The organism is Citrobacter sp. CK199 (genome assembly GCF_030333285.1).
In the GTDB taxonomy this organism is placed as follows: Bacteria; Pseudomonadota; Gammaproteobacteria; order Enterobacterales; family Enterobacteriaceae; genus Citrobacter_B; species Citrobacter_B koseri.
Map to the genome: position 1 here is coordinate 371,854 of NZ_JAOWGF010000026.1, position 20,743 is coordinate 392,596.

The following is a 20,743-nucleotide window of genomic DNA, read 5'->3' on the forward strand; positions in this document are numbered from 1 at the left end:
ACGTAACGCCAACTTTTTGCAGTGGCGGATTCTGCTAGAATCAGCAATTATTTTTACAATTTGATCAGCGCTAAATACTGCTTCACAACAAGGAATGCAAATGAAGAAATTGCTCCCCATCCTTATCGGCCTGAGCCTGACGGGGTTCAGCACACTGAGCCAGGCAGAGAACCTGATGCAAGTTTATCAGCAAGCACGCCTGAGCAACCCGGAATTGCGTAAATCCGCCGCCGATCGCGATGCTGCATTCGAAAAAATTAACGAAGCGCGTAGTCCTTTACTGCCGCAACTGGGTTTAGGTGCCGATTACACCTACAGCAACGGCTATCGTGATGCGAATGGCATCAACTCCAACGCCACCAGCGCCTCTCTGCAATTAACCCAGACCCTTTTTGATATGTCAAAATGGCGCGCGCTGACGTTGCAGGAAAAATCCGCAGGTATCCAGGACGTCACGTTCCAGACCGATCAGCAAACGCTGATCCTCAATACGGCGAGCGCCTACTTTAAAGTCCTGAACGCCATTGACGTTCTCTCTTATACGCAGGCGCAGAAAGAAGCCGTTTATCGTCAGTTAGATCAAACCACCCAGCGTTTTAACGTCGGCCTGGTCGCTATCACTGACGTGCAAAACGCCCGTGCACAATACGATACCGTGCTGGCGAACGAAGTCACCGCCCGCAACAATCTGGATAACGCCGTAGAAGAATTGCGCCAGGTCACCGGTAACTACTACCCGGAACTGGCTTCGCTGAATGTCACGAACTTTAAAACTGACAAGCCGCAGGCCGTTAACGCGCTGCTGAAAGAGGCCGAAAACCGTAACCTGACGCTGTTACAGGCGCGTCTGAGCCAGGATTTGGCGCGCGAGCAAATCCGCCAGGCGCAGGACGGTCATCTGCCAACGCTGGATTTAACCGCTTCTACCGGCGTGTCTGACACCTCTTATAGCGGCTCTAAAACCCATAACAGCACGCAGTATGACGACAGCAATATGGGCCAGAACAAAATTGGCCTGAGTTTCTCGCTGCCGCTGTATCAGGGTGGGATGGTCAACTCTCAGGTGAAACAGGCGCAGTACAACTTTGTTGGCGCGAGCGAACAGCTGGAAAGCGCGCACCGCAGCGTCGTGCAGACCGTGCGCTCCTCCTTCAACAACATTAATGCTTCTATCAGCAGCATTAACGCTTACAAACAGGCCGTTGTTTCCGCGCAAAGCTCTTTGGATGCAAACGAAGCCGGTTATTCCGTGGGTACGCGTACCATTGTTGACGTGCTGGATGCCACCACCGCGCTGTATGAAGCGAAGCAACAACTGGCGAATGCGCGTTATAACTATCTGATTAACCAGCTGAACATCAAGAATGCTCTCGGTACGTTGAACGAGCAGGATCTGGTGGCGCTGAACAATGCGCTGGGTAAACCGATCTCGACATCCCCGGACAACGTCGCGCCGGAAACCCCGCAGCAGGATGCAGCGGCGGATGGCTATAATGCCAGTACGGTTCAGCCTGCTTCAGCACGTTCCACCAGCAGCAACGGTAACAACCCGTTCCGTAACTGATGAATTGCCCGATGGCGCTTCGCTTATTGAGCCTACCTGATCGCAGGCAGGGTAAGCGTCGCGACACCGGGCGCTAAACCTTGTCTGAACGTAAGGCAACGTAAAGATCCCGCCATTCTGCCGCATTCTCGCCTCTTCTCGCTTCAATTTCGACCAGCCATCCACTATCCTGAGCATTATTTATTGTGTTTACCACTGGGTCCTGGAAGACAAAAATGAAACGGACAAAATCTATACATCACGCCTCGTTCCGCAAAAGCTGGAGCGCACGTCATCTTACTCCGGTTGCTCTGGCGGTTACCGCTGTCTTTATGCTGGCCGGCTGTGAAAAAAGCGACGAAACGGTTTCGCTGTATCAAAACGCCGACGACTGCTCGGCGGCGAACCCGGGCAAAAACGCTGAATGTACTACCGCATTCAACAATGCCCTGAAAGAAGCGGAACGTACCGCGCCGAAATACGCGACGCGTGAAGACTGCGTGGCTGAATTCGGCGAAGGCCAGTGCCAGCAGGCGCCGGCTCAGGCAGGCATGGCGCCGGAAAATCAGGCGCAGGCGCAATCCAGCGGCAGCTTCTGGATGCCGCTGATGGCGGGCTATATGATGGGCCGAATGATGGGCGGCGGCGCGGGCTTTGCTCAGCAACCACTGTTCAGTTCAAAAAACCCGGCCAGCCCGGCCTACGGTAAATACACCGACGCCAGCGGCAAGAACTACGGCGCCGCACAGCCTGGCCGTACCATGACCGTACCGAAAACCGCGATGGCGCCGAAGCCCGCCACAACCACAACCGTTACCCGTGGTGGTTTTGGCGAATCAGTGGCAAAACAAAGCACAATGCAGCGTAACGCCACCGGCACCTCGAATCGTTCGATGGGCGGCTAAGACGCATGGAAAGAATCAGTATTACTGAGCGCCCGGACTGGCGCGAGAAAGCCACCGAATACGGTTTTAATTTTCACACGATGTACGGGGAACCGTACTGGTGTGAAGACGCGTACTACAAGCTGACGCTCGACCAGGTTGAGAAGCTGGAAGACGTCACCGCTGAACTGCACCAGATGTGCCTTAAGGTCGTGGAGAAAGTGATCGCCAGCGACGAGCTGATGACGAAGTTTCGCATTCCTAAGCATACCTGGGGCTTTGTTCGTCAGTCCTGGCAAACGCAGCAGCCGTCGCTCTATTCCCGCCTCGATCTGGCGTGGGATGGCACGGGTGAGCCTAAGCTTTTAGAAAATAACGCCGATACGCCGACTTCACTGTATGAGGCCGCGTTTTTCCAGTGGATCTGGCTGGAAGACCAGCTCAATGCGGGCAACCTGCCGGAAGGCAGCGATCAGTTTAACAGTCTGCAAGAAAAGCTGATCGAACGCTTCGCCGAGCTGCGTGAGCAGTATGGCTTCCAACTGCTGCACCTCACCTGCTGTCGCGACACCGTGGAAGATCGCGGGACGATCCAGTATCTACAGGACTGCGCCGCCGAAGCTGAAATCGCCACCGAGTTCCTCTACATTGAAGATATCGGCCTGGGTGAAAAAGGTCAGTTTTCGGACTTGCAGGATCAGGTGATTGCCAACCTGTTTAAGCTCTATCCGTGGGAATTTATGCTGCGTGAAATGTTCTCCACCAAGCTGGAAGATGCTGGCGTTCGCTGGCTGGAACCGGCCTGGAAGAGCATTATCTCCAATAAAGCGCTGCTCCCAATGTTATGGGAAATGTTCCCGGATCACCCTAACCTGCTGCCGGCTTATTTTGCGGAAGATGACTATCCGCAAATGGAAAAATTCGTCGTCAAACCGATCTTCTCGCGTGAAGGCGCTAACGTCTCCATCATTGAGAACGGGAAAACGATCGAAGCGGTGGAAGGCCCTTACGGTGAAGAAGGCATGATTGTGCAGCAGTTCTGCCCGCTGCCGAAGTTTGGCGACAGCTATATGCTGATTGGCAGCTGGTTGATCAACGATCAACCCGCCGGGATCGGTATTCGCGAAGACAGAGCGTTGATCACCCAGGATCTGTCCCGCTTCTACCCGCATATCTTTGTCGAATAGTCTCTTGTGCCGGGTGGCGGCTCCGCTTTACCCGGCCTACGGCACGAACGGTAGGCCCGATAAGCGTAGCGCCATCGGGCATTAATCATCCCACTTGTACCGACAGCATACTCAGGCTGCCCATCTCGATGCCGTCAACCGGGATCGTCACCGGCTCTTTGCCATCCCATGCGCCTAACACATACAGCAGCGGCAGATAGTGATCCGGCGTTGGGTTCGACAGCGATCCTCCTTCATGATCGAGGTAATTAACCAGCGGATGCTGTTCTACCGGCCCCTGCCATGTCAGATTCGCTTTCACATACTCATTGAATGACGTTGCCCACGGATAGGGCGTATTCTCGCCATGCCAGCGCGCCGTGCGCAGGTTATGCACCACGTTGCCACTGGCGACCAGCATAATGCCTTCGTCCCGCAACGCCGCCAGTTTGCGCCCTGTTTCAAAATGCCAGGCCGCCGGTTTGGTGCTGTCGATGCTCAACTGCACCATCGGGATATCCGCATTCGGGTACATCTTGATCAACACGCCCCAGGAGCCGTGATCAAAGCCCCACGCCTCTTTATCCAGCGCGACCGGCGTCGGCGACAGCAACTCAACCAGATGTTGCGCCAGTTCCGGCGAACCGGGCGCAGGATAGTGCGTGTCATACAATGCCTGAGGAAAGCCGCCAAAATCATGGATCGTCTTTGGCGCTTCCATCGCCGTCACGCCCGTCCCTCGCGTGAACCAGTGCGCCGAAACAACGACAATCGCTTTTGGACGCGGCAATGTATCCCCCAGATGCCGCCAGGCGCGGGTATACACATTATCTTCCAGAACGTTCATCGGGCTACCGTGACCTAAAAACAATGCTGGCATACGTGTTGAAGACATGATGATATCCTTACTGAGGGAGTCATTTTGATATCATCACAATACGCTTTTTCGATGGATGAAGAACTCAGATAACCATGATGAAGATCATCAGTTATTTTGAAGGTCAGGTTCGGACAGTTGAATCATAAGGAGTTGTCGATGTCAGTACCTTTAATTCTGACCTTACTGGCGGGCGCCGCCACCTTTATTGGCGCGTTTCTTGGCGTGCTGGGGCAAAAACCGTCCAACCGCGTGCTGGCGTTTTCACTGGGATTCGCCGCAGGCATTATGCTGTTGATCTCGCTGATGGAGATGCTGCCAGCCGCGCTGGCGGCAGATGGCATGTCTCCGGTGCTGGGTTACGGCATGTTTATTATCGGCTTGCTGGGTTATTTCGGTCTCGACAGGCTGCTTCCCCACGCCCACCCACAAGATTTAGTGCAAAAAACCGCGCGTCCTCTCCCCGGCTCGATAAAACGCACCGCCATCCTGCTGACGCTGGGCATCAGTCTGCACAACTTCCCGGAAGGTATCGCCACCTTCGTCACCGCCAGCAGCAACCTCGAATTGGGTTTTGGCATTGCCCTGGCGGTCGCCTTGCACAATATTCCTGAAGGATTAGCGGTCGCCGGGCCAGTCTACGCCGCAACCGGTTCAAAACGGACAGCAATTTTCTGGGCCGGTATCTCCGGGATGGCGGAAATTCTTGGCGGTGTAATGGCGTGGCTTATTCTGGGCAGCCTGATCTCACCGGTCGTTATGGCGTCCATCATGGCCGCCGTCGCGGGAATTATGGTGGCATTATCCGTTGATGAGCTGATGCCGCTGGCAAAAGAGATCGACCCTAATAATAATCCCAGCTACGGCGTACTGTGTGGAATGTCGGTGATGGGGTTGAGTCTTGTCGTGCTTCAGGCGATGGGAATCGGATAACAGAGGCAGCAGGAAGCGTTTATTCCTGCTCTTTGGTCATAACGCGTTCTTCATCATCGCGACGAAGTAATTTATTGCGGATTTCCAGCAGCGCATCTCTGTCCTGCCGAAACGCCTTACAATAGCGTTTCATATGGCAAAAATACCCTACGATCACCAGAAAAATTAAGACGAGCCAATACCAGGCGATAAACATCCTTTTACCCTTAAAATCTAATATTACCAAACAATTAGCGTTAAAACCTTTTCTACCTATATTGAGGTAGCCCTATATACTGGCACAGTATGAAATCGAGAATATGATTTTGATCATAGAGAAAAAGGTTGGGCTTTTATTAACAGATGGGATGTTTAAAAAAGCAAAATATAAGGGATAAACGGCGGGATTAATGACCTCTGTAAACACAAAAAACCGAAGCCTGCGAATCGGCTTCGGTTTTTATTATCATCTCATCGCCTGATGGCGCTTCGCTTATCAGGCCTACAGAATTAGCTGGCTTTACGCTCGTGCGCCTGGCGGTAAGCCACCAGATCTTCGATCGTCACTACTGCCATGTTGTGTTTACCGGCAAACGCGATGCATTCCGGCGCGCGCGCCATTGTGCCATCGTCATTCGTCAGCTCGCACAGTACGCCAGCAGGTTTGAACCCGGCCAGCGTCACCAGATCGATGGTGGCTTCAGTATGGCCGCCACGGGTCAGAACGCCGCCCGGCTGCGCGCGCAGCGGGAAAACGTGGCCTGGACGGTGCAAATCGGCAGGTTTCGCGCCATCGGCAATGGCTGCGCGAACGGTCGTTACGCGGTCTGCGGCAGAAACGCCGGTAGTCACGCCTTTTGCGGCTTCAATGGTCACGGTAAAACCGGTGCCGTAGGCGCTGGTATTGTTCTCCACCATCATCGGCAGATCGAGCTGCTTGCGACGATCTTCAGTGATGCACAGACAAACAATGCCGCTGCCGTGGCGAATGGTCAGCGCCATCTGCTCAACGGTCATGGTTTCGGCCGGGAAAATCATATCGCCTTCGTTTTCGCGATCTTCATCGTCAAGCACCATCACACCGCGTCCTTCACGCAGCGCGGATAGCGCATGTTCCACACGTTCAAAAGGCGTACCAAAAGAGGAAAGTAGCGTCTGATTCATGGTAAAAAAAACCTCATTAAAATTATGGTTACCAGAATCAGGGCAGTCTTAGGAGTACCGACAAGCGGCAAAAAAATAACGTGAGCGGGCCCATGCCCGACTGGATCGTTACTCTCTCCCATCCGGACTTTAACCGTCGGCCCCGGAATTACACCGGATCTGCTGACCTTCAGATTTGCACCTGAAGCGCTCGCGGGCTTTCAACCTGTCCTTCATCTTTCACGCCGCTGCCGCATTGCCGCAACGCGAAATCTTTTGGACATACGCTGATTTACCGCCGGTGGGGAATTTCGCCCCGCCCTGAGAATAAGCGAGTTAACTATAACGCTATTGATTACCTTCATCAACGCCTTTACTCCGCTAAGCGACACACAATTCTGGTTTATGACGCCTGCATATCGCACTACAATGTGTTCTGACACTTACCAGTTCAGGGAAACCACAATGATTGACCCGAAAAAAATTGAGCAACTCGCTCGTCAGGTTCACGAGTCGATGCCGAAAGGGGTCCGGGAGTTCGGGGAAGATATCGAGAAGAAAATCCGTCAGACGCTGCAATCGCAGCTGACGCGTCTCGATCTGGTGAGCCGTGAAGAGTTTGACGTGCAGACTCAGGTCTTACTGCGCACCCGCGAAAAGCTGGCGCTGCTGGAGCAACGCCTCAGCGAGCTGGAAGCGCGTGAGAAACCTGTAGATGTTAAACCTGCGCCCGCCATCCCGCCTGTCGATCCGCAAGAGTAAAAACCACAACGGGCCGTAAGGCCCGTTGATATTTTCAGTGTTCGAGTTCTAGCTTCTTAGCCTGTGTCGCCTGTTGGCAGTAAAGCGCATAGCGTTTGCAAAACCAGCTGCGGTGCGCCTCATCCATATTTCCGGTAACGGCCTGGATATCAACAGGATGGCCCTCAGCCTGCATCCTGGCGAAACTGCGCGCCAGAAAATCAAAATTGTTTAACGAATATACGTTCTTGTCGTTCATCAGCATACCCTCCAGTTATCAAATATCTGTTAAGGCCATATGCTTTTTCTAATTTCAGTATTCTCTTATATGTGTTGAACGGTTGTGCAAAAAGTGCGCATATCAGTTGCCTGACATCACACTTTGGGAACAAGCCAGATGCCCGATGGCGCTGTGCGTATCGGGCCGTCTGTTCAGCGGTTATTTATCGCTGTCTTTCTGGATTTTCTTGATGATATTGGTGGTCGAACAACCGTCTTCGAAGTTAAGCACCAGCACTTCGCCGCCGTTGGCCCAGACTTCTTCGCTACCGGCAATCTCTTCTGGCTTATAGTCACCGCCTTTCACCAGCAGATCCGGCAGCACGCCAGCAATCAGCCGCTGCGGGGTGTCCTCGTCGAAAGAAACCACCCAGTCAACGGACTCCAGCGCACCCAGCACGATCATTCGCTGTTCCAGCGGATTCACAGGGCGAGTTTCGCCTTTCAGACGTTTGGTGGAGGCATCGCTGTTCACCGCGACGATCAGGCGATCGCCCAGCTTGCGGGCGTTCGCCAGGTAAGACACATGTCCGGCATGCAGAATGTCAAAAACGCCGTTGGTCATGACCACTTTCTCGCCGCGTTTACGCGCGCTGGCCACGGCCTGTTTCAGTTCGGCTTCCGTCATCACGCCGAAGCCGGTATCCGCACGACCGCGCACCGCATTTTCCAGTTCGATTGGCGAAACGGTTGATGTTCCCAGTTTACCGACGACAACGCCTGCTGCCGCGTTCGCGAAATAGCAGGCCTCTTCCAGGGAGTTCCCCGCCGCTAATGTGGCCGCCAGTACGCCGATCACCGTATCCCCGGCACCGGTAACGTCATACACTTCCTGCGCCTGGGTCGGCATATGCAGCGGCGCTTTACCCGGTTGCAGCAGCGTCATTCCCTGCTCGGAACGGGTCACCAGCAGCGCAGAAAATTCGAAATCGGCAATCAGCTTCATGCCGCGTTCGACAATCTCTTCTTCACTTTTACATTTACCCGCCACCGCTTCGAACTCAGACAGGTTCGGCGTCAACAGCGTGGCGCCGCGATAACGTTCGAAATCGGTGCCTTTCGGGTCGATCAGCACCGGGACGCCCGCTTTACGCGCAAGCTGAATCATCTGCTGAACGCTGGCCAACGCGCCTTTGGCGTAATCAGACAACACCAGCGCGCCAATTGAGCCCAGCGCCTGGTTAATACGCTCGTGCAATGGCAGCGGATCGACGCCTTCAAAGCCTTCTTCAAAATCCAGGCGAATCAGCTGCTGGTTACGGGAAAGTACACGCAGTTTGGTAATCGTCGGATGCGTAGGCACAGAAACGAAGTCGCATTTTACGTTCACATCCGCCAGCGTTTTGCTCAGCGCGCGCGCCGCATCGTCAATACCGGTCAGACCCACCAGACGCGAATTTGCGCCCAGAGAAGCGATGTTCATCGCCACGTTCGCCGCGCCGCCCGGACGTTCTTCAATGGTGTCCACTTTGACAACGGGCACCGGCGCTTCGGGGGAAATACGGCTGGTCGGCCCGTACCAGTAGCGATCCAGCATCACATCACCAACAACCATGACTCCTGCACGTTCAAACTCTGGCAGCGTTACTTTCATTCCTGTCTCCTGAGAGATTCTCTGAGGGTCTTAAAATTTGCGCGCGATAATAGCACACTTCACCCGGCAACCAGCCACTTCTGCCAGCTTGCCCGTACCAGCGCGCGTTCCTTGCTGAAGCACTCTTGCGCCACATGCCCCGGAAGCTCCTGTAGCGCAAGGTGATGAAGCTCATCGCGCAGCGTGGTATAGGCCTGCGTCAGCGCCTGCGCTTCCTGTTCATCCATAATGTCGTTTTGCGCCAGCAGTTCCAGAATGCGCACGTTATCGGACCAGCGCGTCAGCTTCGGCTTTTCATGCGCATAGCGCAGCACCAGATATTGGGTAATAAATTCAATATCGGTGATCCCGCCTTCGTCGGCTTTGATATCAAAACGATCGCGATGCTTGTTGCCCAGATGCGCGCGCATTTTCTCACGCATTTCGCGCACCTCGGTCTGCAACGTTTTGCCTTCGCGGGCGAGAGTCATGATATCGCGACGCACGGCGTCAAACTGCGAGGTCAGTTGCGGGTCGCCATAAACCACACGGGCGCGCACCAGCGCCTGATGCTCCCATGTCCAGGCTTCGTTTTTCTGATAATCGGCAAAGGATTCCGCCGACGTGACCAGCATTCCCGCCGCGCCAGACGGGCGCAGCCGCGCGTCCACTTCATACAAGATACCGGAAGAGGTGCGAGTGCTGAACAGGTGCATAATGCGCTGCGCCAGGCGTAAGTAGAACTGGCGGCCGTCGATTTCACGCTCGCCGTCGGTCATCACGTCCATTGGGCAATCGTGCAAAAAGATCAGATCAAGATCGGAGCTGTAGCCCAGCTCCCAGCCGCCCAGCTTGCCATAACCCACCACCGCAAACCCGCGTCCGGTGCGCTCAGCAAGGTGCGTCGGCTGCCCATAGCGCGCCACCATTTGCCCCCACGCCTGCTGGACAACGGCGTCGATAATGGCCTCCGCCAGCCAGGTCAGGTGATCGCTGACCTTCATCACCGGTAGCGTACCGGCGATATCCGCCGCCGCAATGCGCAACAGTTGCGTTTGTTTAAACTGGCGCAGCGCTTCCAGCTGCTGCTCTTCGTCATCTTCCGGCACACGCAGCAAATACTGGCGTAACTCATCGCGATAAGCGTCGGTCGCCGTTGGCTGATACAGCGTATTCGGGTCCAGTAGTTCATCGAGCAACAGTGGATAACGCGCCAGCTGGCTCGCCACCATCGGCGAAGCGGCGCACAGCGAAATCAGGTGCTTCAGCGCGCCGGGAAATTCGCTCAGTAATTCAAGGTAGGTGGTACGCGTAACGATCCCCACCAGCAGCGGCGTAATACGCGACAGCGGCACAGAAGCATCTTCGCGCGAGCACACGTCGCTAAGCAGATGTGGCATCAGATGGTCGAGCACCTGCCGCCCGCGCGGGCCAATGGTGCGCTTATCCAGCTCTTTACGGAAGTCGGCGATTAACGCCAGCACGCGTCCGCGATCGTCGTCAGACAGATGCGCCAGCACCGGCGTGGTATCATCTTCCTGTAGCGCATCCTGCCACAGCTCGCGCCAGTGTTCCGACAGCGTATCTTCCTGGGTATCGGTTTCGTCATCGCCAATCAGTTCGTTAAATACCCGACGCACGTTAGCCATGTGCGCCGCCAGAATGTCGGTGAGCTGCGACCAGTCATCCGTGCGCATTCCCCAGGCCAGGCGCGCCCGGTTCAGTTCATCGCCCGGCAGCGTCTGGGTCTGCTCATCATTGATGCTTTGCAGCAGGTTTTCCAGACGGCGCAGGAAGAGATAGGCCGCGCGTAACTGTCCGGCGTCATTTTCTGGCAACAGGTGCAGCGCATCAATCGCGCTCAGCGTCGGCAGCAACGAGCGCGATTGCAGCGAGGGTTCCCGTCCGCCGCGAATCAACTGGAACACCTGCACGATAAACTCAATTTCACGAATACCGCCGGCGCCAAGCTTAATATTGTCTTTCAGACCGCGACGACGCACTTCACGGGCAATCATCCCTTTCATATTACGCAGGGACTGGATCACGCTGAAATCGATATAGCGGCGGAACACGAAAGGTCGCAACATGGCGCGCAGTTCATCGACATACGCACTGTCGGCAGCGCCCATAATGCGCGCTTTGACCATCGCATAACGCTCCCAGTCGCGCCCTTGTTCCTGGTAATAATCTTCCAGCGCGGCAAAACTCAGCACCAGCGGGCCACTGTCGCCAAACGGGCGCAGACGCATATCCACCCGGTACACAAAGCCGTCCATCGTCGGCTGGTCCAGCACTTTGATCAAACGCTGCCCCATGCGGGTAAAGAACTGCGCGTTATCCAGCTCGCGCCGACCGCCCCGGGTGGAACCGTGCTCCGGCCAGGCGAAGATCAGATCGATATCCGAGGAGAAATTCAGCTCGCCGCCGCCCAGTTTTCCCATCCCCAGAATCAGCAACGGTTGAGGTACGCCATCATGGTTGCAGGGCGTACCCCATTCGCGACAGCAGGCGTCATACAACCAGTCGCGCGCGGCGACGATCAACGTTTCCGCCAGATGGCTTAGCTGTTGCAGAATGTTTTCTTCTTCCACCAGCGACAGCGCCTGCGCCCAGGCGATACGTACCATGATGCGGCGACGGAATATGCGAAGCTCGCGCATCAGCGCCGCTTCATCAGTCACCTGCGCCAACGCGTCCTGTAGCCACGCGGCATAATGCCGCCACTCATCGGCCTGCGGCGGCGCGCTTTCCAGCTCAGTCAGCCATTCGGGATGCGCAATCACGCTGTCCTGCACAAAGTCACTAAATGTAAGTACTGACTTCGCCTGAACGCTAAGCGTGGCTTCAGCCAGGATTTCTGGTAACCGCTCAACCACGGTCTGCCAGTGCTGCTGTAACGGTGAAGAAAGCGGCTTCATTTAAGGTGTGTCCTCAGATGGCTAACTAATCCCGATGAGTGTTGCCGGATGGCGGCGTAACGCCTTATCCGGCCTACAAAACCTGTGCGTCGTAGGCCTGATAAGATGCGCAGCATCGCCATCTGGCGTCTGACATTGCCGGATGGCGGCGTAACGCCTTATCCGACCTACAAAACCTGTGCGCCGTAGGCCTGATAAGATGCGCAGCATCGCCATCAGGCGTTACTGGTTATCGTTTTCCGCTATGCAGCCAGAACGGTTCCTGGAAGATCGCCTCATTGCGGAAGTGTTCAACTTCAATGCGCTGCCCTGTCACAATCGCGTGGCGCAGGCCCTGCCAGTTCTCCAGCCAGGCCTGTACCGCATTCGCGTCGTAATAACCTGCCAGCAGCAAAATGCTGTCGATATCGCGGGTCAGGCGCGGAAGCTGATCGCGATACCGATCGCCCAACGGCTGCCCGAAAGTCGCTTTCAGCTCCGCCGCGTGGCGCGACAGGTGAATATCGGCAAAGCGTTTGAAAGAATCGGCCATTTTCGTCTGCGCTTTGGCATCAAGGAACGGTTGCCAGGCTTTGGTGACCAGCCATTCGGTCAGCGCCAGTTTAGCCATCGCCGTTTGCGTGCTATAGATAGCCGTGATGGCTGAAACCTCAGAGACAAGGGTCGCTTCCGACTGCGTCAGCAAATCGCGTAAGTGAGCGCTTGCTTTACGCGGTACAATGCCGCCAAACAGCATCAGCGCATGGCGAACCAGCCCCATCGCCGCCAGTACATCCGCTTTGGCGGCGTCATTTCCACGCACCCACAGCTCTTCATGGTACTGCCATTGCGACAATGCCAGCTCCAGCGCCGCTTCCAGCCCCTGCTCAATGCTGGCTTTGGCTGGCGCTTTCAGCACCGCAGTAGGTCTGATCCCACGCGGAGCATTCCCCTGCGCCAGATGATATCCCCGTGCGGCTTTGCTCAGGCTGCCCTGACGCAGACCCGCTTGCGACACCAGTTGGTTTGCCAGTTTCAACACCGCACGGGTCTCGCCGCTTAACAGTTCCAGCTCCAGCTCGCAAATTGGCTCGGCACATTCTCCGGCCTTCACTTCGCCAAGATCGAGCGCGATTTCAATACGGCTGCCGTCAACGTCCACCAGCCATTTCTCACGGTAAAAATCGGTGCTGAACAGCGGCTGCACGCGTGAAGCGAGATCCGCGGGCAGCTCGCCGTTCGGCCAGACCTCCTGCGGGAGCCGTGCGAGATCCAACGTCGGCTCGCTCAGCGCAACATTGTATTCCGGCCGTTGATGCAGGCCCCCCGTAACCCGACCGGCGATTTTCATGGTCATTTCATAACGACCATTCTCGCCACGGATGCGCAGACCCATATCATGGCCACGCAACCACTTGTCCGGCGTTTCGTAGTAAATGTTCTGTAACTGGCTGGGCGCATGGTGCTCGCCGCCGAGTGTTTGCAGATGGTCACGCAACGCGTCTACAGCGTCGTGATTAACGATAAACTTTAATTCGATTTCCTGAGCCATTGCCTTGTACTTATGGGTTATGTCACATATGGGAAGAATGACGGCGAACTTAACGCGTTCTTTTTTGTCAGTAGATAGTATTTTGCGCCAAATTGCCATGCAACGAGCAATTTGACGGGCGTAAAAGTTTAAAACAGTGGCAAAGATGACACAGATGATTCCGATTGATGTCGAATGCTTTGCGTAGAGACACTGATGCCACTACTATCGTTCCACTTTTTATGACAAAAACGACAGCCTGATGCCAAAATTACGCCTGATTGGATTAACTTTACTTGCACTTAGCGCCACTGCCGTCTCCCACGCAGAAGAGAAGCGCTATGTCTCTGACGAACTGAATACCTGGGTCCGCAGCGGTCCGGGAGATAATTATCGCCTCGTGGGTACGGTGAATGCCGGCGAGGAAGTGACATTATTACAGACTGACGCCAACACGAATTACGCTCAGGTGAAAGACAGTACAGGTCGTACTGCCTGGATCCCGATGAAAGAGCTGAACAGCTCGCCCAGCCTGCGTATCCGCGTACCGGATCTGGAAAATCAGGTTAAGACGCTGACCGATAAGCTGAACAATATTGATACCACCTGGAATCAGCGCACGGCCGACATGCAGCAAAAAGTGTCGCAGAGCGACAGCGTGATTAACGGGTTGAAAGAAGAAAACCAGAAGCTGAAAAACGAGCTGATCGTGGCGCAGAAGAAAGTCAGCGCCGCCAATCTGCAACTTGATGACAAGCAGCGCACCATCATTATGCAGTGGTTTATGTATGGCGGCGGCGTTCTGGGGCTCGGCCTGCTGCTCGGTCTGGTTCTCCCGCACATGATCCCAAGCCGTAAACGCAAAGACCGCTGGATGAACTAAATCGCCTTCTCTGCCGCACTGACATATGATTAAGGGATGATTTTTTTCAGGAAGGGAAAGTGGCGTGAAGATTTATCTGGTCGGTGGTGCTGTTCGGGATGCGTTGTTAGGGCTACCGGTCAAAGATAAAGATTGGGTGGTGGTTGGCGCCACGCCGCAGGAGATGCTTGACGCGGGCTACCAGCAGGTAGGCCGCGATTTTCCCGTGTTTCTTCATCCGCAAACGCGTGAAGAGTATGCGCTGGCGCGCACCGAGCGTAAATCCGGTTCAGGCTATACCGGCTTTACCTGCTATGCCGCGCCGGACGTGACGCTGGAAGAAGACCTGCAACGTCGCGACCTCACCATTAATGCCCTCGCGCAGGATGACGACGGCCATATCGTCGACCCCTATCAGGGGCGTCGCGATCTGGACAATCGCCTGCTGCGCCATGTTTCCCCCGCCTTTAGCGAAGATCCGCTGCGCGTGTTGCGCGTGGCGCGTTTTGCCGCCCGCTACGCGCACCTCAGTTTCCGCATCGCTGATGAAACCCTGGCGTTGATGCGCGACATGACCGCCGCAGGCGAACTGGAACACCTCACGCCGGAGCGCGTATGGAAGGAGACCGAGAACGCCTTAACCACGCGCAATCCGCAGGTTTTCTTTCAGGTGCTGCGCGACTGCGGCGCGCTACGCGTTCTGTTCCCGGAAGTGGACGCGCTGTTTGGCGTTCCGGCTCCGGCAAAGTGGCACCCGGAAATCGATACCGGCATCCACACATTAATGACGTTATCAATGGCCGCCATGCTCAGCCCGAACGTTGATGTGCGTTTCGCCACGCTCTGTCACGATCTTGGCAAGGGGTTGACGCCCAAAGCGCTCTGGCCGCGCCATCATGGCCACGGCCCGGCAGGCGTAAAGCTGGTCGAGCAGTTATGCCAGCGTCTGCGTGTGCCGAATGAGATTCGGGATTTAGCCAAACTGGTGGCGGAATTCCACGATCTCATCCATACCTTCCCGATTTTGCAACCGAAAACGATCGTGAAGCTGTTCGATTCGATTGACGCCTGGCGTAAGCCGCAGCGCGTAGAGCAAATCGCCCTGACCAGCGAGGCCGACGTGCGCGGTCGTACCGGTTTTGAGGCGTCTGACTATCCGCAAGGCCGCTGGCTGCGCGAAGCGTGGCAGGTCGCGCAGGCGGTGCCGACAAAAGAGGTGGTGGAGGCAGGCTTTAAAGGCGCGGAGATCCGCGAAGAACTCACCAGACGGCGAATTGCAGCGGTGGCTAACTGGAAAGAACGGCGTTGCCCGAAACCCGAGGCGTAAGCTCACCGTTTTGTTGCCGGATGGCGCTCCGCTTATCCGGCCTACAAAATCCAACCGTAGGCCAGATAAGGCATTTACGCCGCCATCCGGCAACAAAATCGAACCGTAGGCCGGATAAGGCATTTGCGCCGCCATCCGGCAACAAAATCGAACCGTAGGCCGGATAAGGCGTAAACGCCGCCATCCGGCATCAAGCGTTATCAGAAGAAAACAACGTAGACCGCAGCAGCCACGATAAAGCGGTAAATCGCAAACGGAATGAACGAAATACGCTTAATCAATTGCAGGAAGGTTTTGATGGCGATCAGCGCCACAATGAACGCAGTCACAAATCCCACGGCGAACATGGGGATATCTTCCACCGTCAGGAACGACCAGCTCTTGTAGAGATCCAACGCCGTCGCGCCCATCATCATCGGAACAGCCAGCAGGAATGAGAATTCCGATGCGGCATAGCGACTCACCCCCATCAACATCCCACCGGAAATGGTCGCGCCGGAACGGGAAAAGCCCGGCCACAGCGCCAGACACTGGAAGCAGCCAATCATAAACGCCTGACGATACGTCATATCGTCCAGGCCCGGCGCGCGCGGCTCTTTCGGCTTCAGGCATTCCGCGGCAATCAGCAGCAGACCGCCCACGACCAGCGCATACATCACGTTAACGGGATTAAACAAAGACTTAATGGTGTCATGGAACACCAGGCCCAGCACCACGGCCGGGATCATCCCCAGCACAATATGCCCTAACGTCAGGCGTCCTTTTCCGGTGCCTTCATGCGGTTGTTTGCCAAAGTGAATGCCGATCAGGCCGAACAAACGCCGCCAGAACATCACCACCACCGCCAGGATCGATCCCAGCTGAATTACCACCTCAAACGTCTCTGCCGTATCGCCTTCAAAACCCAACAGGTGACCGACAATGATCATATGGCCCGTGCTGGAGACGGGCAAAAACTCCGTCAATCCTTCGACCACACCCAAAATTGCCGCCACCAGCAGCGAGTGTATATCGCTCATCAATAAACCCCTAAATCAAAAAAAACGAACAGCAGTTATGACTCCAGCTTTAAGACCCATATATCGCCGTTTGGTTTAAAAACTATGAAGTTAATTATTTTCTTTCAGATTATTGCCACGCTCAATGATAACGCCAACATTCGCCGCACGCGCTACGGCGCCGGGCTTGCTGAGCTTGATGCGCACCCACGGAGAGTTAAAGCGGCTGAGCAGCAGATCCGCCACCTCTTCCGCTACGCGTTCGACTAACGCAAAACGGCCGCCCTCCACATGGCTGACTACCGTATCGGCAATGTCGGCGTAGCTCAGACAATCCGCAACGTCGTCGCTTCTGGCTGACTTACGGTTGTCCCACGCCATTTCGATATCGAACACCAGTTTCTGTTCGATAGTTTGCTCCCAGTCGTAAACACCGATAGTGGTGATTACCGAAAGTTGCTCTATAAATACAATATCCATCACGACCTGCCTGCTTTTTGGCTAACCCGGATACCACTTCCGGCGAAATATGCGTATTATCCACAGAAGTAGCGTTTAACACGACATTTTCAAAACGGAACAGCTTATGAGTGCAATCGCGCCTGGAATGATCCTCTTCGCGTACCTCTGCGGCTCAATTTCCAGTGCCATTCTGGTCTGCCGCATTGCAGGTTTACCCGACCCGCGTCAGAGTGGCTCCGGTAACCCTGGCGCGACCAATGTGTTACGCATAGGGGGCAAGGGAGCAGCCGTAGCGGTACTGATTTTCGACGTCCTCAAAGGCATGCTGCCGGTCTGGGGCGCTTATGCATTAGGTGTAACCCCTTTCTGGCTGGGCCTGATTGCCATCGCCGCCTGTCTGGGGCACATCTGGCCGGTCTTTTTTGGCTTCAAAGGCGGGAAAGGCGTCGCGACCGCATTCGGCGCGATCGCGCCCATCGGCTGGGACTTAACTGGCGTGATGGCGGGCACCTGGCTGCTGACCGTCTTACTGAGCGGTTACTCGTCATTGGGCGCGATCGTCAGCGCGCTGATTGCGCCATTCTACGTGTGGTGGTTTAAACCCCAGTTCACCTTCCCGGTCTCTATGCTGTCTTGCCTGATTTTGCTGCGCCACCATGACAACATCCAGCGCCTGTGGCGTCGTCAGGAGACGAAGATCTGGACGAAACTCAAGAAGAAGCGCGAGAAAGATCCGCAGTAGTTTTTTGCACCACGCCGTAGGCCAGGTAAGGCGAAGCCGCCATCAGGCACATACGCATCGCCGGATGGCGACGCAAAGCGTCTTATCCGGCCTACAGATTGGTTCACCACGCCACCTGATATCCCTCGTCTGGCTTGCCGAGTCGCTTCTGGCACCATGCCGCCAGAAACTCCACACATACCCGTAACTTTACGCTGCGGTACAGCGGTTCCTGATAGACCGCCCAGATATTGGCGCTCTGCGCATACTCCGGCAATACCCTCACCAGTTTACCGCTCGCCAGAAACGGCTGCACATCCCACTCTGAACGCAGCATGATCCCTTTGCCCTCCAGCGCCCACTGCAAAACAATTTCACCGCTATTGGAAGAGAGGTGTCCGGTTACTTTCACTGATTTTTTCTCTTGCCCGTTCCCCAGTTCCCATATGCCGTGGGTCATATCACGTTCTTTTGTCACCAGACAATCATGACCGCTTAATTCTTGTAAGGTTTTTGGCTCAGGATATTTCTGGAGATATGCGGGAGACGCGCATAATATTCTTTTATTCTTTGTTAACAAATGCGCAATATAATAATCAGGAATTTCATCGTTAATCCGAATATCCAGATCGATATTATCCTGTACCAAATCAATTTGCCGATCGAAGAGTTCAAAGTGAACCTGTAATTCAGGATAATTGCGCATCAGGTCGGTAATGGCAGGTGCAATATAACTGCGGCCAAAACCAAAACTACAGCCAATGCGAATCATTCCCTCCGGGCGCGTTTTAATTTGCGTCACCTCATCCACCAGCCGCTGATAGTGCGTGAGGAGCTTCAGCGCATGTTCATAGCAGCGTTGCCCGCTTTCCGTCAGCGCAACACCTCTTGCCGAGCGGTTCAACAGCGTGGTGGCAAGGGTTGTCTCAAGAATCTGAATCCGTTTCGTCACGAACGCAGGCGTTTGCCCCAGCGCCGCCGCTGCCGCGCTAAAGCTTCCCGTATGGACAATTTCAACCAAAACCTGTAGGTCTTTGGCTAAGGGATAGTTGTTCAGCATCTGTCGGTTATCCGTGATTTTAATACGCGCAGTGTAAATCTCTTAACGTTGTTAAACCCTGCCTTTGCTCAATTTTCATCACCTTTCTGTGGTGTGATTCACGAACTGTTAATTGCATATACACAGTGACAAAAAATATAAAACCACACCTTTAGTGGTAGTTTACTCCAGAGAATTTATTTCCAGATTAATAAAAGAACTGGAGTTGATATGATGAGCAATCAAAATAACCAAAATGCGGTTACTACGTTGACGGATATTGTCGCTAATTTTACCGCCATGATCTCCACCCGAATGCCCGACGACGTCGTCGATAAATTAAAACAGCTGCGTGATGCCGAAACCTCATCGATGGGAAACATTATCTACCACACGATGTTCGATAACATGCAGAAAGCAATCGACCTGAACCGCCCGGCCTGCCAGGACACGGGTGAAATTATGTTCTTCGTAAAGGTCGGTTCCCGCTTCCCGCTGCTGGGCGAGCTGCAAAGTATTCTTAAGCAGGCCGTGGAAGACGCCACCGTAAAAGCGCCGCTACGCCATAACGCGGTCGAAATTTTCGACGAAGTGAATACCGGCAAAAACACCGGCAGCGGCGTGCCGTGGGTCACCTGGGAGATTATTCCCGATGGCGACGATGCGGAAATTGAAGTTTATATGGCGGGCGGCGGTTGCACGCTGCCGGGGCGTTCCAAAGTGCTGATGCCTTCCGAAGGCTACGAAGGCGTGGTGAAATTCGTCTTTGAAAACATCTCCACGCTGGCGGTCAATGCCTGTCCACCGGTACTGGTCGGCGTGGGCATCGCAACCTCCGTCGAAACCGCCGCCGTGCTTTCCCGCAAAGCGATTCTGCGCCCGATAGGCACCCGTCATCCGAATCCAAAGGCGGCAGAGCTTGAGCTACGGCTGGAAGAAGGGCTAAACCGCCTGAGAATCGGCCCACAAGGGCTGACCGGCAACAGCTCGGTGATGGGCGTACACATCGAATCCGCCGCCCGTCATCCGTCAACCATTGGCGTGGCTGTCTCCACCGGTTGCTGGGCGCACCGTCGCGGTACGCTGCTGGTTCATTCTGACCTCTCCTTCGAAAACCTGTCCCACACCCGGAGCGCGTTATGAAAAAGATCCTCACTACCCCGATCAAAGCCGAAGACCTGGAAGATATCCGCATTGGCGATGTGATCTACCTGACCGGAACGCTGGTGACTTGTCGCGACGTTTGTCACCGCCGCCTGATCGAACTCAAGCGCCCTATTCCTTACGATCTCAACGGCAAAGCGATTTTCCACGCCGGGCCGATTGTGCGTAAAAACGGTGATAAATGGGAGATGGTCTCCGTCGGCCCGACCACCAGCATGCGTATGGAAGCCTTTGAAAAAGAGTTCATTGAGCAGACCGGCGTGAAGCTGGTGGTCGGAAAAGGCGGTATGGGGCCGCTGACCGAAGAAGGCTGCCAGAAATTCAAAGCGCTGCACGTCATCTTCCCGGCTGGCTGCGCGGTGCTGGCGGCAACCCAGGTCGAAGAGATAGAAGAGGTGCACTGGACGGAACTCGGCATGCCGGAATCGCTGTGGGTTTGCCGGGTGAAAGAGTTCGGGCCGCTGATTGTTTCTATCGATACCCACGGCAACAACCTGATCGCCGACAACAAAAAACAGTTCGCCGAGCGTCGCGGTCCCATCGTTGACGAGATCTGCGAGTACGTGCACTACATCAAATAACCCTTCAGGAGAGGCGCTACGCCTCTCCCTTTTCTCAGGG

20 protein-coding genes, 1 pseudogene and 1 riboswitch are annotated in these 20,743 nt (G+C 55.0%); of the genes and pseudogenes, 11 read left to right on the forward strand and 10 right to left on the reverse strand.

Annotated elements, in window-relative coordinates; genetic code table 11:
- Window positions 1-94 precede the first annotated feature (94 nt).
- From tolC to OGX75_RS12860, 3 genes are all read left to right on the forward strand, one after another.
- Complete coding sequence (gene tolC, locus OGX75_RS12850) at window positions 95-1,564, forward strand: outer membrane channel protein TolC (RefSeq protein ID WP_012135166.1); 1,470 nt, start codon at window positions 95-97, stop codon at window positions 1,562-1,564.
- A 215-nt stretch (window positions 1,565-1,779) separates the two neighbouring features.
- Complete coding sequence (locus OGX75_RS12855) at window positions 1,780-2,448, forward strand: DUF1190 family protein (protein WP_286451109.1); 669 nt, start codon at window positions 1,780-1,782, stop codon at window positions 2,446-2,448.
- Window positions 2,449-2,453: 5 nt separating this feature from the next.
- Window positions 2,454-3,614: a glutathionylspermidine synthase family protein gene (locus tag OGX75_RS12860; protein ID WP_012135169.1), complete on the forward strand. Its 1,161-nt coding sequence runs from the start codon at window positions 2,454-2,456 to the stop codon at window positions 3,612-3,614.
- An 85-nt stretch (window positions 3,615-3,699) separates the two neighbouring features.
- Here the strand turns inward: OGX75_RS12860 and ygiD are convergent, their stop codons facing one another.
- Window positions 3,700-4,488 (reverse strand): 4,5-DOPA-extradiol-dioxygenase, encoded by a 789-nt coding sequence (gene ygiD, locus OGX75_RS12865; RefSeq protein WP_047461156.1) that lies wholly within the window; start codon window positions 4,486-4,488, stop codon window positions 3,700-3,702.
- Window positions 4,489-4,629: 141 nt separating this feature from the next.
- On the opposite strand from ygiD, the gene zupT reads away from it, so the two are divergent.
- Window positions 4,630-5,403 (forward strand): zinc transporter ZupT, encoded by a 774-nt coding sequence (zupT, locus tag OGX75_RS12870; RefSeq protein WP_024130960.1) that lies wholly within the window; start codon window positions 4,630-4,632, stop codon window positions 5,401-5,403.
- A 19-nt stretch (window positions 5,404-5,422) separates the two neighbouring features.
- Here zupT and OGX75_RS12875 read toward each other — a convergent pair whose 3' ends face one another.
- Together OGX75_RS12875 and ribB are read right to left on the reverse strand one after the other, a co-directional pair.
- Window positions 5,423-5,599, reverse strand: coding sequence for a hypothetical protein (locus OGX75_RS12875; RefSeq protein WP_012135172.1), 177 nt, complete (start codon window positions 5,597-5,599; stop codon window positions 5,423-5,425).
- A 293-nt stretch (window positions 5,600-5,892) separates the two neighbouring features.
- Entirely contained in the window at window positions 5,893-6,546 is a 654-nt protein-coding gene (ribB, locus tag OGX75_RS12880; protein WP_012135173.1) for a 3,4-dihydroxy-2-butanone-4-phosphate synthase, read from the reverse strand.
- Between the two features lie 106 nt (window positions 6,547-6,652).
- Window positions 6,653-6,858: riboswitch (FMN riboswitch) on the reverse strand.
- 132 nt (window positions 6,859-6,990) lie between these two features.
- Here ribB and ubiK point away from each other — a divergent pair.
- Window positions 6,991-7,287 carry a ubiquinone biosynthesis accessory factor UbiK gene (ubiK, locus tag OGX75_RS12885; protein ID WP_024130961.1) on the forward strand — a complete coding sequence of 99 codons (297 nt, stop codon included), beginning with the start codon at window positions 6,991-6,993 and terminating at the stop codon, window positions 7,285-7,287.
- A gap of 34 nt (window positions 7,288-7,321) precedes the next feature.
- On the opposite strand, the gene glgS is transcribed toward ubiK, so the two are convergent.
- The 4 genes from glgS to OGX75_RS12905 form a co-directional block, all read right to left on the reverse strand.
- Window positions 7,322-7,531 (reverse strand): cell surface composition regulator GlgS, encoded by a 210-nt coding sequence (gene glgS, locus OGX75_RS12890; protein ID WP_012135175.1) that lies wholly within the window; start codon window positions 7,529-7,531, stop codon window positions 7,322-7,324.
- A 174-nt stretch (window positions 7,532-7,705) separates the two neighbouring features.
- On the reverse strand, window positions 7,706-9,139 hold the full coding sequence (gene hldE, locus OGX75_RS12895) for a bifunctional D-glycero-beta-D-manno-heptose-7-phosphate kinase/D-glycero-beta-D-manno-heptose 1-phosphate adenylyltransferase HldE (protein ID WP_012135177.1): 1,434 nt from the start codon (window positions 9,137-9,139) through the stop codon (window positions 7,706-7,708).
- A 59-nt stretch (window positions 9,140-9,198) separates the two neighbouring features.
- A complete protein-coding gene (gene glnE / locus OGX75_RS12900; RefSeq protein WP_286451108.1) occupies window positions 9,199-12,039 on the reverse strand; it encodes a bifunctional [glutamate--ammonia ligase]-adenylyl-L-tyrosine phosphorylase/[glutamate--ammonia-ligase] adenylyltransferase in 2,841 nt (946 codons plus the stop codon).
- Between the two features lie 229 nt (window positions 12,040-12,268).
- Window positions 12,269-13,570: a CYTH domain-containing protein gene (locus OGX75_RS12905; RefSeq protein ID WP_286451107.1), complete on the reverse strand. Its 1,302-nt coding sequence runs from the start codon at window positions 13,568-13,570 to the stop codon at window positions 12,269-12,271.
- Window positions 13,571-13,811: 241 nt separating this feature from the next.
- On the opposite strand from OGX75_RS12905, the gene OGX75_RS12910 reads away from it, so the two are divergent.
- The 3 genes and pseudogenes from OGX75_RS12910 to OGX75_RS21310 form a co-directional block, all read left to right on the forward strand.
- Entirely contained in the window at window positions 13,812-14,432 is a 621-nt protein-coding gene (locus tag OGX75_RS12910; RefSeq protein WP_012135182.1) for a TIGR04211 family SH3 domain-containing protein, read from the forward strand.
- Between the two features lie 64 nt (window positions 14,433-14,496).
- Window positions 14,497-15,738, forward strand: a complete 1,242-nt coding sequence (locus OGX75_RS12915) for a multifunctional CCA addition/repair protein (protein WP_058668122.1) — start codon at window positions 14,497-14,499, stop codon at window positions 15,736-15,738.
- A pseudogene (locus OGX75_RS21310) lies at window positions 15,734-15,847 on the forward strand (hypothetical protein); the annotation flags it as partial. The gene OGX75_RS12915 and the pseudogene OGX75_RS21310, both read left to right, overlap by 5 nt.
- 91 nt (window positions 15,848-15,938) lie before the next feature.
- On the opposite strand, the gene bacA reads toward OGX75_RS21310, so the two are convergent.
- Together bacA and folB are read right to left on the reverse strand one after the other, a co-directional pair.
- Window positions 15,939-16,757: an undecaprenyl-diphosphate phosphatase gene (gene bacA / locus OGX75_RS12920; RefSeq protein ID WP_012135186.1), complete on the reverse strand. Its 819-nt coding sequence runs from the start codon at window positions 16,755-16,757 to the stop codon at window positions 15,939-15,941.
- Between the two features lie 90 nt (window positions 16,758-16,847).
- Window positions 16,848-17,216: a bifunctional dihydroneopterin aldolase/7,8-dihydroneopterin epimerase gene (gene folB / locus OGX75_RS12925; RefSeq protein WP_012135187.1), complete on the reverse strand. Its 369-nt coding sequence runs from the start codon at window positions 17,214-17,216 to the stop codon at window positions 16,848-16,850.
- A gap of 106 nt (window positions 17,217-17,322) precedes the next feature.
- Between folB and plsY the strand changes: the two genes are divergently transcribed.
- A complete protein-coding gene (gene plsY / locus OGX75_RS12930) occupies window positions 17,323-17,940 on the forward strand; it encodes a glycerol-3-phosphate 1-O-acyltransferase PlsY (protein WP_012135188.1) in 618 nt (205 codons plus the stop codon).
- Window positions 17,941-18,043: 103 nt separating this feature from the next.
- On the opposite strand, the gene ttdR is transcribed toward plsY, so the two are convergent.
- A complete protein-coding gene (gene ttdR, locus OGX75_RS12935; protein WP_012135189.1) occupies window positions 18,044-18,979 on the reverse strand; it encodes an L-tartrate utilization transcriptional activator TtdR in 936 nt (311 codons plus the stop codon).
- Window positions 18,980-19,189: 210 nt separating this feature from the next.
- Between ttdR and ttdA the strand changes: the two genes are divergently transcribed.
- Together ttdA and ttdB are read left to right on the forward strand one after the other, a co-directional pair.
- Window positions 19,190-20,101, forward strand: coding sequence for a L(+)-tartrate dehydratase subunit alpha (ttdA, locus tag OGX75_RS12940; protein ID WP_394817929.1), 912 nt, complete (start codon window positions 19,190-19,192; stop codon window positions 20,099-20,101).
- Window positions 20,098-20,703: a L(+)-tartrate dehydratase subunit beta gene (gene ttdB / locus OGX75_RS12945; protein ID WP_104868172.1), complete on the forward strand. Its 606-nt coding sequence runs from the start codon at window positions 20,098-20,100 to the stop codon at window positions 20,701-20,703. The genes ttdA and ttdB overlap by 4 nt, the downstream gene beginning before the upstream one ends.
- Window positions 20,704-20,743 lie beyond the last annotated feature (40 nt).